A 12,010-nucleotide genomic window follows, 5' to 3' on the forward strand; every position below is an offset into this window, starting at 1 on the left:
GACGCTTCCCCGCGCCGCCGCGGCGGCCGGGCCGTTCCGAGGGCCCGGTGGTCGGCCCGTCGCGATCGGGCCTGGTCACAAGCCCAAGGATGGGCTACGCCGGCCCCGCCGGCAACGCAATTGCGGCCGACACACGGCCTAGCTGCCGTCGCGTGCGGTGAGGCGGCTCGGGTCCAACACGACGATGGCGCCGGGCTCGACCCGGATGGCGCCCGCGCCGACGAGGACCTGTAGCGCACGGTTGACGGTCACCCGGGACAGCCCGATCTCCTCACCGAGTCCCTGCTGCGCTCCCGGCAGGTTGATCCGGCTGCCCCGGGTACGCATGGATTCGGCGACCCAGGCGGCGACCCGCGTGACGGGCTGCGGCGCGGCGCGGCGGACCTGGGCCCGGCGGTCGCGGTGCACCTGGTCGGACAGGTGGCGTAGTACGTGGTCGCGGAGCGCCGGAACCTGGTCGATGAGATCTCGCAGGAGAACCGCCGGCAGCAGGCGGATCCGGCAGGCGGTCGACGCGGTCCAGGTCGCCGTGTGCGATCCGCCGCCGAGTACGGCGGCCTTGTCGATCACGCATGGGCCGGTCACCGTCACGAATCGGACCCGCGAGCCGTGGCTGGTGTCGTAGCCCGCCGAGAGCGTTCCGCGGATCACCACGACGAGGTGTCGGGCCGGCTCGCCGACGCGGGCGGCGGTGGCCCCCCGGGAAAGGTCGCGGGGCGGACACTCGGTGGCGAGCCACGCCAGGCGTGCCTCGTCGAGCATCGAGAACAGCGGCACCGCCGCCAGTTCGACCTGGTCCATCTCGCGGAGCGTATCGCGGGATACAGCCGTACGACCCGTCTGGTCCTTACGCTCCTCGCCATGATCTGTGTGGAGCTCTCCTTCACCGACGAGCCTGCCCGGCTGGCGGCCCGACCGGCGCACCGGGACCGCCTGCGGGCGCTGTACGAGCAGGGCGCGCTGCTCCTCGCCGGCCCCTGGGACGGCGACTCCGGTGCGTTGCTGGTCTTCACCGGCGACCGGGCGGAGGCCGACCGGCTCATGGCCGAGGATTCCTACTTCACCACCGCCGGTGTCGAGGTTGTGGCGGTGCGCGGATGGCGACCGGTCGTCGGTCCCTGACGGTTTGGCGGGGGACCGGATCGGGGTACCGGCGGAGCGTCTTATTGACGGTGATCGGCTCGGCCGGTAGACCTTGGTGATGGAGGCTCGCGGATGAGAACGCCGCCGCTCACGTTGGAACAACTGCGGGTCGCCGTCGCCGAGGGCGAGATCGACACGGTGGCGCTGGCCCTGGTCGACATGCAGGGCCGGTTGCAGGGCAAACGGTTCCACGCCCCGTACTTCCTCGACCAGGTCGTCGGACACGGCAGCGAGGGATGCAACTACCTGCTCGCCGTCGACGTGGACATGAACACCGTCGACGGGTACGCGATGTCGAGCTGGGAACGCGGCTACGGCGACTTCGCGATGAAGCCGGACTTCGGCACCCTGCGCCGGGTGCCGTGGCAGCCCGGGACGGCGCTGCTCCTGGCCGATCTGGAGTGGTTGGACGGGGCCGGTCCGGTGATCGCCTCGCCGCGGCAGATCCTGCGCCGGCAGTTGGACCGGCTGGCCGGGCACGGGTTGACCGCGTACGCCGGCACCGAGCTGGAGTTCGTCCTCTTCCGTGACTCGTACGAGCAGGCGTGGCGCAGCGGGTACCGGGAGCTGACCCCGGCCAACCAGTACAACGTCGACTATTCCCTGCTGGGTACCGCCCGGGTGGAGCCGCTGCTGCGCCGGATCCGCACCGAGATGGCCGGCGCGGGGCTGGTTCCGGAGAGCGCGAAAGGTGAGTGCAACCTCGGCCAGCACGAGATCGCCTTCCGCTACGACGAGGCGGTCGCCTGCGCCGACCATCACGTCATCTACAAGAACGGGGCGAAGGAGATCGCCGCCCAGGAGGGCATGTCGATCACCTTCATGGCGAAGCCGAACGAGCGGGAGGGCAACTCCTGCCACATCCACTTCTCGCTGCGGGACGCCTCCGGCGGCTCGGCGATGCTGGGTGACGGGCCGGCGCACCTGAGCCGGACCGGTGAGCGGGTGCTCGCCGGGCTGCTCGCCACGATGCGCGAGATGAGCCTGTTCTTCGCGCCGAACATCAACTCATACAAGCGTTACCAGCCGGGCTCCTTCGCGCCGACCGCACTGCGGTGGGGCACCGACAACCGCACCTGCGCGCTGCGGTTGGTGGGGCACGGTCAGGGGATGCGGGTGGAGAACCGGGTGCCGGGTGCCGACGTCAACCCGTACCTGGCGATCGCGGCGCTGGTGGCGGGCGCGCTGCACGGCATCGAGAACGAGTTGGATCTGGGCGAGGAGTGCACCGGCAACGCGTACGACGACCCGGGCGCCGAACGCGTCCCCGGTACCCTTCGCGACGCCCTCTCCCTCTGGGAAGGCTCGACGGTGGCCCGCGACGCCTTCGGCGAGGAGGTGGTCGCCCACTACGCCAACATGGCCCGCGTCGAGCTGGCCGTCTTCGACGCCGCCGTCACCGACTGGGAACTGACCCGTGGTTTCGAACGCCTCTGACAGCCGCCAACCACCCCACCTTCTCCGCGATCTTGCACTTTCGGTCCCTGGATTGTGGTGCTATGTCGAGTTTGCCCCGACAGAAAGTGCAAGATCGCGAGGAGTGGGTGGGTGGGTGAGGGTGGGTGGGTGAGGTCTGGGATCCGGCTCGTGCGGTGGTGTTGCGGGAGGTTGGGGAGAGCTCCGTCGGGGAGGTGGATGCGGCGGTTGAGCGGGCGGGGCGGGCGTTCGAGCGGTGGCGGCAGGTGAGCGCGGGGGACCGGGGGCGACTGTTGCGGCGGTTCGCGGCGGTGGTGGACGAGCACCTGGAGGAGTTGGCGCGGCTGGAGGTGGCCAACGCCGGTCACACCATCGGCAACGCCCGCTGGGAAGCGGGCAACGTGCGGGACGTGCTGGACTACTACGCGGGGGCGCCGGAACGGCTCACCGGGCGGCAGATCCCGGTGCCGGGCGGGCTGGACGTCACCTTCCACGAACCGCTCGGCGTGGTCGGGGTGATCGTGCCGTGGAACTTTCCCATGCCCATCGCCGCCTGGGGCTTCGCGCCCGCGCTCGCCGCCGGCAACACGGTGGTGCTCAAGCCCGCCGAACTGACGCCGTTGACCGCGATGCGGCTGGCCGAGCTGGCGGAGCAGGCGGGTCTGCCCGAGGGAGTGTTCACCGTGCTGCCCGGGCGGGGCGAGGTGGTCGGTGAACGGTTCGTCAGCCACCCGGCCGTGCGCAAGATCTGCTTCACCGGCTCCACCGAGGTCGGCACCCGGATCATGGCCGGTTGCGCGAACCAGGTGAAGCGGCTGACCCTGGAGCTGGGCGGCAAGTGGGCGAACTTGATCTTCGCCGACGCGGACCTGGAGCGGGCTGCCGCCAGCGCGCCGTACGCCGTCTTCGACAACGCCGGTCAGGACTGCTGCGCCCGGTCCCGACTGCTGGTGCAGCGCGGGGTGTACGACAGCTTCCTCGAACTGCTCGAACCGGCCGTGCGCGCCTTCCGGGTGGGTGATCCGGCCGACGAGAGCACCGAGATGGGACCGCTGATCTCGGCCGCGCAGCGGGACCGGGTCGCCGGCTACGTCGACGGCTCGCGAGTGGCGTTCACCGGTTCGCGGCCCGACGGCCCCGGGTACTGGCACGCACCGACCGTGCTGCTCGCCGACTCCCCGGGCGACCGTCACTGGCGGGAGGAGATCTTCGGCCCGGTCGTCTCGGTGCTCCCGTTCGACGACGAGGCCGACGCCGTCCGGCTGGCCAACGACACCGAGTACGGTCTCTCCGGCTCGATCTGGACCCGCGACGTGGGCCGGGCGCTGCGGGTGGCCCGGGCCGTGGAGGCCGGCAACCTGAGCGTCAACTCCCACTCCTCGGTGCGGTACTGGACACCCTTCGGTGGGATGAAGCGTTCCGGTCTGGGTCGGGAACTGGGGCCGGACGCCCTGCACGCGTTCACCGACGTCAAGAACGTCTTCGTCAACACGGAGGAGTGAGCATGCCGGGACGGTTGCAGGACCGGGTGGCCGTGGTGACCGGGGCGGCCAGCGGTATCGGGCTGGCCACCGTCCGGCGGTTCGCCGCCGAGGGTGCCCGGGTGGTCTGCGTCGACGTGGACACCGAGGCCGGTCAACGGGCCGCCGACGAGGTGGGCGGGAGTTTCGTCGCGGCGGACGTGGCCGACGAGCCGGCGGTACGCGACCTCTTCGACGGGGTGGTCGAGCGGTACGGGCGGGTGGACATCGCGTTCAACAACGCCGGTATCTCGCCACCCGAGGACGACTCCATCCTGGAGACCGGGCTGGACGCCTGGGAACGGGTGCTTCGGGTCAACACGACGAGCGTCTACCTGTGTTGTAAGCACGTCATCCCGCACATGCGCCGACAGGGCCGAGGTTCCATCATCAACACCGCCTCCTTCGTGGCGTTGATGGGCGCGGCGACGTCACAGATCGCGTACACCGCGAGCAAGGGCGGTGTGTTGGCGCTCACCAGGGAACTGGGCGTGCAGTTCGCCCGGGAGGGCATCCGGGTCAACGCCCTCTGCCCGGGACCGGTGGCCACGCCGTTGCTGCGTGAGCTGTTCGCGGCCGATCCGGAGCGGGCCGCCCGCCGGCTGGTGCACGTGCCGATGGGTCGATTCGGTGAACCGACCGAGATCGCCGCCGCAGTGGCCTTCCTGGCCAGCGACGACGCCTCGTTCATGACCGCCGCGCAGTTCGTGGTCGACGGGGGGATCACCGGCGCGTACGTCACCCCGCTGTGATCTCACTTACACCGATCACGAGCGATCGCGGTCGGCCGGGGTCGCCACCGACGCTCACCTGGAGCTGAACAGCGTCCGAACCGCCGTATGCGTTACGTTGCTGATCCGTCTGGGTAGAGAGCGGTCAGGGCATTTGGTGATCGGGAGCGGCGTGGACACGGCCGGGGAGGCTGCATGAACTCGGCCCAGGGGGGCGTGGACGGTGGTCAGCCGTCCGCAGCGGAAAGTGGAACGTCTCCGCTGCTCGCGGCGGCATTCGCGGGTGGCGGTGAGATGGGCGCACTGTTGCGCGACCGCGACTGGTCGGCCAACCCGCTCGGTCCACCGGACCGTTGGCCTGTTTCGCTCGGCAACGCCCTCAGCACGATGCTCGCCTCCAAGGCGCAGATCGCCATGTTCTGGGGCGAGGACCTACGCGCCTTCTACAACGACGCGTACCGGCCCACCATCGGCGACAAGCATCCCGCTGTGCTCGGCGAGCCGGCCCGGGAGCACTGGGCGGAGACGTGGGACGTGCTGGGGCCGCTGCTGACCGACGTGCTGCACGGCGGCGAGGCGTACCAGGCCCGGGACCGTCACTTTCTGCTCGATCGGCACGGCTTCGTGGAGGACGTCTACTTCGACGTTTCGTACGATCCGATCCGCGACGTCGACGGTGCGATCAGCGGGGTGCTCTGCATCTGTAGCGAGACCACCGGGCGGGTGCTCAGCGAACGCCGGCTGCGCGCGCTGGCCGAACTCGGCTCGGAACTGGCCGATCCGGTGGACACCGAGGAACTTGGCCAGGTCGCGGCGGCGGTGCTCGACCGGCATCAGGCCGACGTCCCATTCGGGCTGCTCTACCTGCGTGACGGTGAAGGACATCCGCGCCTGGCCGGGGCCAGCGGTGCGGTGACCGTCACGGTCGATCCGTCCGCCCGGCTGATGGAGCTGGCCGCGACCGGCGCGAGTGCGGTGGTGTCCACCGCCGAGCTGCTCGGCCAGGTTCCGCCCGATGCCGCCGACGAGGCGGTGGTGCTCCCGATCAGCGCGACAAACGAACCGGTCGGGGTGCTGGTGCTGGGAATGGCCCGGCGGCTGCCGCTGACCGATGACTACCGCACCTTCTTCGAGCTGGTCGCCGCGCAGATCTCCCGGGCGGTCGGCAAACAGCGGGCGTACGAGCAGGAACGGGCCCGGGCCGCCGAGCTGGCCGCCCTGGACCTGGCCAAGACCAACTTCTTCGCCAACGTGAGCCACGAGTTCCGTACGCCACTGACCCTGGTGCTGGGCCCGTTGGAGGACCTGCTCGCCGACCCGAGGCTCAGCGAGGACCACACGCGGCGGCTGACCGTGATGCACCGCAACGCGTTGCGGCTGCTGAAGCTGGTCAACACGGTGCTCGACTTCTCGCGGCTGGAATCCGGGCGGCTGGTGGCGCACTACGAGCCCACCGACCTGGCCGACTACACCTCCCGGGTGGCCAGCACGTTCCGCTCCGCCACCGAGCGCGCCGGGCTGCGACTGGTGGTGGACTGTCCGCCGTTGGCGGAGCCGGTCTTCGTCGACCCGGACATGTGGGAGAAGATCGTCCTCAATCTGGTCTCCAACGCCCTGAAGTTCACCTTCGAGGGAGAGATCAGCATCCGGGTCCGTACGGTAGGCGGCGCAGCCCAACTGGAGGTCTCCGACACCGGGGTGGGCATCGAAGCGCAGGAACTTCCGCACGTTTTCGAGCGGTTCCACCGGGTGCCGGGAGTGCGCTCCCGCAGCCATGAGGGCACCGGGATCGGCCTGGCCCTGGTGCGGGAACTGGTCGAGATGCACGGCGGACGGGTCAGCGCCACGAGCCGGATCGACGCCGGCAGCACCTTCGTGGTCACCATCCCGTTCGGGTCCGGGCACCTGCCGGCCGACCGGGTGGCCGACGCCGATCACACCGAGCGGGAGCCGCGGCAGGCCCCGCTCTTCGTCGCCGAGACCGCTCAGTGGACCGCCGGTCCGCTCGCTGCCGCGTCCCGCCCGGCACCGGCCGACGCCCCGACCGCGCTCGACGGTGACGCCTCGGCGGAACGGATGCGGCCCCTCACCGCCGGGCCCGCCGGCCGCGTGCTCGTCGTCGACGACAACCCTGACCTGCGCGAACACGTCACCCAGTTGCTCGTGCCCACCTGGGAGGTGCGCACCGCCGCCGACGGGGTGGAGGCGCTGCGCCTCGCCACCGATGGTGCCTTCGACCTGGTGCTGACCGACGTGATGATGCCGCGCCTGGACGGCTTCGGTCTGGTCGCCGCGCTGCGCGCGGACCCGCGTACCCGGTACGTACCGATCGTGCTGCTTTCCGCCCGCGCCGGTTCCGCCGAGGAGGTGGCCGGGTTGTCGGTGGGTGCCGACGACTACCTCACCAAGCCCTTCTCCGGGCAGGAGCTGATCGCCCGGGTCCGCGCCAACATGGCCCTCGGTCAGCTGCGTAACCAGATCATCCGCCGGCTGCGTGCCCTCGCGGACGCGGCGGTCGCGGTCAACACCGCCCGATCCACCGCCGACGTGCTCCAGGTCGCCGCCCGCCATGCGTTGAGTCTCGCCGAGGCCGTCCGGGTGGCGGTCTCCGCCGGCGGCGCGCGCTACGAGGCCGACGCCGGTGGAGCCAGCAGCGCCGAGCCGTCCTTCGTCCTGCCGTTGACAGGAGTGGCCGACCAGCCGCTCGGCGAGCTGCGGGTGTGGCATCCGGCCGCCGAGAGCGCCGACGCCGACGAGGCCGCGTTGACCCAGCTCGCCCGCCTGGTCGGGGCGCGCATGGAGAACGCCCAGCTCTACGAGGCCGAGCACCGCATCGCCACCACCCTCCAGCACAGCCTGCTGCCCCGCACCCTGCCCCAGTTGCCCGGTGCCGTGGTGGCCAGCCGCTACCTGCCCGGTAGCGCGGACGTCGAGGTGGGCGGCGACTGGTACGACGTGGTGGCCCGGGACGACGACGAACTCGTGTTGATCATCGGTGACGTGGTCGGCAAGGGTGTGCCGGCGGCGGCGGCCATGGGCCAGCTACGCAACGCGCTGCGCGCGTACGTGCTGGAGGGTTTCGAGCCCGGCGAGTCGTTGACCCGACTCAACCGGCTGGTGGGCTCCACCGAGTCACGCTCGTTCGCGACGGTCTTCTGTCTGTGGTTCAGCCCTCGGACGGGTCGGCTGCGTTACGCCAGCGCCGGTCACCCGTCGCCCCTGCTGATCCGGGGCGACGACGTGGCGTTCCTGCACGGCCGGGCGCTCGGGCCGCCGGTCGGTGCCATCGCGGGCACCGAGTACGAGACCGTCCCCGGCGAGCTGCGGGCCGGTGACCGGCTGCTGCTCTACACCGACGGCCTGATCGAGGACCGACAGGTCGGCATCGACGAATCGCTGGCCCTGCTGCGCGCCGACGCGGCCCGCTCCAGTGAGCACGTGGCCGATCTGATCGACGCGGTGGTGGCGCGGGTCGCCGGCCGGCCCCGACGGGACGACGTCGCGGTCCTGGCCTTGGAGGCGGTCGAACTCAACAGGTTCGCGCTGCGGCTGCCCGCCGACCCGACCCGGCTCAGTGTGCTGCGCAAGCGGCTGGAGGACTTCCTGGTCGCCCACCGGGTGGGCGAGACGGACCTGTTCGACCTGACCGTGGCGGTTTCCGAGGCGGCGGCGAACGCCATCGAGCACCCGGTCGACCCGGCCGAGCCGGTGATCGAGATCGAGGTGCGGGTCGAGGACCGTACGGTGGTGGCGACGGTGGCTGACAGCGGGCGGTGGCGGGAGTCGACCGGATCGGGTTTCCGGGGTCGCGGGCTGTCGCTGATCCGGGCACTCGGGGATCTCTCGGTCGAGCACACCCCTGAGGGGACACGGGTCACCCTGCGCCGGGAGCTGAGCGAGTAGTTGAGCGCCGGTCGGGCGGCTCAGGCCGGGTGCAGCCAGGGCTGAGTCCCCAGACCGGCGATCTCCAACACCCGACTGACCTGTCGGGACGGCAGCACCGTCAACGCGTCCGGGTAGTGGCCGGCGAGCCGGACCACCGCGTGGATGGCCGCCGAGTCGAAGAAGGTGACTGCCCGCAGGTCGAGTGTCACCCGGCCGGCTGGCTCCCGCAGCACCGTATCGAGCATGGTGTCGGCGGTCGCCATGTCGACCTCGCCGGTGACCACCACGCTCAGGTGATCACCGTCGGTCTCCGCGTTGGCGGAGAAGATGGGAGGTGCGCCCCCTTGATCCACGCAGACACCTTGACACAGTGCTTGTGGTAGGGCAACAACCGCTCGGGGCTGCCGGTGGTGGGGGTCACTGCACGGGCGGCGATAGGCTTGCGTCATGACCGTCCGTGCGCCGCTGACCCCCGGCACGCTCTCCCCGTGGCGGCCGGTGCCCGCCCACATCGCCCGCCCGGAGTACGTCGGCAAGAAGGCCCCCCGGCCCTGGCAGGGGTCGCACGTGCAGACCCCGGAGACCATCGAGAAGATGCGGCTGGCGGGGCGGATCGCCGCCCAGGCGGTGCAGTTGGCGGGGGAGCACTGCAAGCCCGGCGTGACCACCGACGAGATCGACCGGGTGGTGCACGACTTCCTCATCGACCACGGGGCCTACCCGTCGACCCTGGGCTACCGGGGCTTTCCGAAGTCCTGCTGCACCAGCCTCAACGAGGTGATCTGCCACGGCATCCCCGACTCGACCGCGCTTGTCGACGGCGACATCATCAACGTCGACGTCACCGCGTACATCGGTGGAGTGCACGGCGACACGGACGCGACGTTCTGCGTCGGCGAGGTAGCCGAGGAGAACCGGCTGCTGGTCGAGCGGACGCACGAGGCGATGATGCGGGGGATCCGGGCGGTCGCCCCGGGCCGGCAGATCAACGTGATCGGCCGGGTCATCGAGTCGTACGCGAAGCGTTTCGGCTACGGCGTGGTCCGCGACTTCACCGGTCACGGCATCGGCGAAGCCTTCCACAGCGGGCTCTACGTGCCGCACTACGACAGCCCGCGCCCGACCGACGTGATGGAGCCGGGAATGACCTTCACCGTCGAGCCGATGATCACGCTCGGCACCTACCAGTACGACCTGTGGGACGACGGCTGGACGGTGGTCACCAAGGACCGCAGGTGGACCGCCCAGTTCGAGCACACCGTGCTGGTGACCGAGGACGGCCACGAGATCCTGACACTGCCGTGACCGAAACCCCTGCGGCGCTGCGTGAGCACCATCACGCCGACGTGTCCGGCGGCTGGCTGCGCCCGGCCGTGTTCGGTGCGATGGACGGCCTGGTCACCAACATCGCCCTGATCGCCGGTGTCGGCGGCGGTGGCGTCTCGCCCCGCACCATCGTGCTCACCGGCACCGCCGGCCTGGTGGCCGGTGCCATCTCGATGGCGCTCGGCGAGTACACAAGCGTGCGGTCGGCCAACGAGCAGATCGCCGCCGAGGTGGCCAAGGAACGACGGGAGCTGGAGCGCCACCCGGAGGCCGAGGCCCGCGAGCTTGCCGACCTGTGGATCGCCCGGGGCCTGCCGGAAGACCTCGCCGTCCAGGTCGCCGAGGCGGTACGCCGTCACCCGGAGCAGGCGCTGCGGATGCACGTGCAGGAGGAGTTGGGCGTCAACCCGGACGAGCAACCCAACCCGTGGGCGGCGGCGCTCTCGTCGTTCCTCTGCTTCTCCGTCGGGGCGTTGGTGCCGCTGCTGCCGTACCTGTTCGGGGCGACCAGCCTGGCCCTGGCCCTGGCGTTCGGCGGGCTCGGGCTCTTCGTCGCCGGTGCGGCCGTCTCCCGGTTCACCAACCGCCGGTGGTGGACCGGCGGGCTGCGCCAACTGCTGCTCGGTGGCGCCGCAGCGGTGGCGACATACCTGATCGGCGCGCTGATCGGGGTGTCGGGCGGCCTCGGCTGAGTCAGCCGTCGAGCAGGTCGTCGATGGTGCCGTCGATCGGGCGGCCACGGGCGGTGAGCTCCGCCGACTGGCGGGCCAGCACCGCACCCACCTCGGTCATGTCCGCCCCGGCCAGCCCGGTCCGCCGTACCGCGTCGCCCGGATCCCGGAAGTAGGTGCGGCTGAGTAGTCCGCTGACCGTGGCCGCGCCGAGCCGGGCCTCGCCGAGCATCAGCAGGGCCTGGTCCGTCTCGTACCACTCGGCCAGCCGGGCGGCCCGGGCGTGCGCGGCGCTGCCCCTGTACCACGCCCTGCGGGCGGCCGAGGTGAACTCGGCCGGGCGCGCCCGGGCCAGTCGGCCGAGGTGCTCGTCGCGCAGGGTGGCCAGCCATCCGGTCGGGTCGTGCAGGGCCCGGGTGGTCACGTAGCGGTCGGCGGTCAGCGGCCACCGGCTGGTCAACTGCCGGGCCTGGCGGAGCCGCTCCTCGGCGGCCACGACGGTCAGGTCGACAAGTACGCCGTCCACCCGGCGGGTCGCCGTCGGTGGGCCGGTGCCGGGCCGGTAGGTGACCACCAGCATCCCGACCTCACTGTCGCCACCGCCGTCGTCGTCGCCGTGGGCCAGCGGACCGTGAACCGCGACCGCGAGCACCTCGGCCGGGAACCGCCGCCGGATGGCCGCGGCGACCCGTTCGGCCACGTCCCATCGGGGATCGTCCCGGTGTTCCTGGACACCGTCCACGCCGACCACCCCGCGTTCGCGCCACCCACAGCGACCTGTCGGTCACGCACACCCTAACGCCTGTGTTCGGGCCTTCGGCCGAGCCGCGACGGGGGTCAGGTGCGGCGGGTGTCGTCGGGCACCAGCCGGAAGATCCGGATCTCCCGGCCACCGGCCCGCTCCACGTACGTCTCGTAGGCCGGCCACTCGTCGACCAGCAGCCGCCACAGCCGGTCGCGTTCGGCGCCCGTGGCGACCTCGGCGCGTACCGGGATCCGGCGACCCTTGACGTCCACCTCGGCCCTCGGCTCGGCGAGCAGGTTCAGCGACCACGCCGGCTGGTGGGCCTGGCCCCAGTTCGACCCGACGACCACGTACCCGTCGCCGTCGGGCACGTAGAGCAGCGGGTTACTGCGCGGCCGACCAGACTTGCGGCCGGTCGTGGTGATCACCAGCGACGGTGCGAGCCCGAGGGCGACCACTCGGCCCCGGGTCAGCCGCCCGACGGCCCGGTCGACGGGTACCAGCAACCGGACCGTGGCACCGAACCAGCGGTACCGACCGACCCGGCGGGTGAGGCTTCCCAGCACGGACATC

11 protein-coding genes are annotated in these 12,010 nt (G+C 71.3%); 7 read left to right on the forward strand and 4 right to left on the reverse strand.

Features of this window, described 5'->3' with window-relative positions:
- Positions 1–138: 138 nt before the first annotated feature.
- A complete protein-coding gene (locus ACN26Z_RS08890) occupies positions 139–801 on the reverse strand; it encodes a Crp/Fnr family transcriptional regulator (protein WP_421460632.1) in 663 nt (220 codons plus the stop codon).
- Between the two features lie 60 nt (positions 802–861).
- Here ACN26Z_RS08890 and ACN26Z_RS08895 point away from each other — a divergent pair, with 60 nt between their 5' ends.
- From ACN26Z_RS08895 to ACN26Z_RS08915, 5 genes are all read left to right on the forward strand, one after another.
- Positions 862–1,122 (forward strand): YciI family protein, encoded by a 261-nt coding sequence (locus ACN26Z_RS08895; RefSeq protein WP_421460634.1) that lies wholly within the window; start codon positions 862–864, stop codon positions 1,120–1,122.
- A 93-nt stretch (positions 1,123–1,215) separates the two neighbouring features.
- Positions 1,216–2,580, forward strand: coding sequence for a glutamine synthetase family protein (locus tag ACN26Z_RS08900; RefSeq protein WP_421460636.1), 1,365 nt, complete (start codon positions 1,216–1,218; stop codon positions 2,578–2,580).
- Between the two features lie 125 nt (positions 2,581–2,705).
- On the forward strand, positions 2,706–4,061 hold the full coding sequence (locus tag ACN26Z_RS08905; protein ID WP_421460638.1) for an aldehyde dehydrogenase family protein: 1,356 nt from the start codon (positions 2,706–2,708) through the stop codon (positions 4,059–4,061).
- A gap of 2 nt (positions 4,062–4,063) precedes the next feature.
- Entirely contained in the window at positions 4,064–4,831 is a 768-nt protein-coding gene (locus ACN26Z_RS08910; RefSeq protein WP_093401647.1) for a 3-oxoacyl-ACP reductase, read from the forward strand.
- 174 nt (positions 4,832–5,005) lie between these two features.
- A complete protein-coding gene (locus ACN26Z_RS08915; protein WP_421460640.1) occupies positions 5,006–8,713 on the forward strand; it encodes a SpoIIE family protein phosphatase in 3,708 nt (1,235 codons plus the stop codon).
- Between the two features lie 20 nt (positions 8,714–8,733).
- Here the strand turns inward: ACN26Z_RS08915 and ACN26Z_RS08920 are convergent, their stop codons facing one another.
- The gene (locus tag ACN26Z_RS08920; RefSeq protein WP_232511028.1) at positions 8,734–9,048 is read right to left on the reverse strand and encodes an STAS domain-containing protein; all 315 of its coding nucleotides are present in this window, start codon (positions 9,046–9,048) and stop codon (positions 8,734–8,736) included.
- A 94-nt stretch (positions 9,049–9,142) separates the two neighbouring features.
- Here ACN26Z_RS08920 and map point away from each other — a divergent pair, with 94 nt between their 5' ends.
- Both map and ACN26Z_RS08930 read left to right on the forward strand, forming a co-directional pair.
- Positions 9,143–10,000 (forward strand): type I methionyl aminopeptidase, encoded by an 858-nt coding sequence (map, locus tag ACN26Z_RS08925; protein ID WP_093401644.1) that lies wholly within the window; start codon positions 9,143–9,145, stop codon positions 9,998–10,000.
- On the forward strand, positions 9,997–10,713 hold the full coding sequence (locus tag ACN26Z_RS08930) for a VIT1/CCC1 transporter family protein (protein WP_093401643.1): 717 nt from the start codon (positions 9,997–9,999) through the stop codon (positions 10,711–10,713). Before map ends, ACN26Z_RS08930 begins: the two co-directional genes overlap by 4 nt.
- Position 10,714: 1 nt before the next feature.
- Here ACN26Z_RS08930 and ACN26Z_RS08935 read toward each other — a convergent pair whose 3' ends face one another.
- Both ACN26Z_RS08935 and ACN26Z_RS08940 read right to left on the reverse strand, forming a co-directional pair.
- Positions 10,715–11,434 carry a nucleotidyltransferase domain-containing protein gene (locus ACN26Z_RS08935; protein ID WP_421460644.1) on the reverse strand — a complete coding sequence of 240 codons (720 nt, stop codon included), beginning with the start codon at positions 11,432–11,434 and terminating at the stop codon, positions 10,715–10,717.
- A 95-nt stretch (positions 11,435–11,529) separates the two neighbouring features.
- On the reverse strand, positions 11,530–12,009 hold the full coding sequence (locus ACN26Z_RS08940; RefSeq protein WP_093401642.1) for a nitroreductase family deazaflavin-dependent oxidoreductase: 480 nt from the start codon (positions 12,007–12,009) through the stop codon (positions 11,530–11,532).
- Position 12,010 lies beyond the last annotated feature (1 nt).

The sequence above is a fragment of the Verrucosispora sp. WMMD703 genome (genome assembly GCF_049178935.1).
GTDB lineage: Bacteria > Actinomycetota > Actinomycetes > Mycobacteriales > Micromonosporaceae > Micromonospora > Micromonospora sediminimaris.

What these genes read in the sequence shown, in the direction of transcription:
- ACN26Z_RS08890 (WP_421460632.1), bottom strand. Translation starts at nt 801, where the DNA reads ATGGACCAGGTCGAACTGGCGGCGGTGCCGCTGTTCTCGATGCTCGAC.
- ACN26Z_RS08895 (WP_421460634.1), top strand. Translation starts at nt 862, where the DNA reads ATGATCTGTGTGGAGCTCTCCTTCACCGACGAGCCTGCCCGGCTGGCG.
- ACN26Z_RS08900 (WP_421460636.1), top strand. Translation starts at nt 1,216, where the DNA reads ATGAGAACGCCGCCGCTCACGTTGGAACAACTGCGGGTCGCCGTCGCC.
- ACN26Z_RS08910 (WP_093401647.1), top strand. Translation starts at nt 4,064, where the DNA reads ATGCCGGGACGGTTGCAGGACCGGGTGGCCGTGGTGACCGGGGCGGCC.
- ACN26Z_RS08915 (WP_421460640.1), top strand. Translation starts at nt 5,006, where the DNA reads ATGAACTCGGCCCAGGGGGGCGTGGACGGTGGTCAGCCGTCCGCAGCG.
- map (WP_093401644.1), top strand. Translation starts at nt 9,143, where the DNA reads ATGACCGTCCGTGCGCCGCTGACCCCCGGCACGCTCTCCCCGTGGCGG.
- ACN26Z_RS08940 (WP_093401642.1), bottom strand. Translation starts at nt 12,009, where the DNA reads ATGTCCGTGCTGGGAAGCCTCACCCGCCGGGTCGGTCGGTACCGCTGG.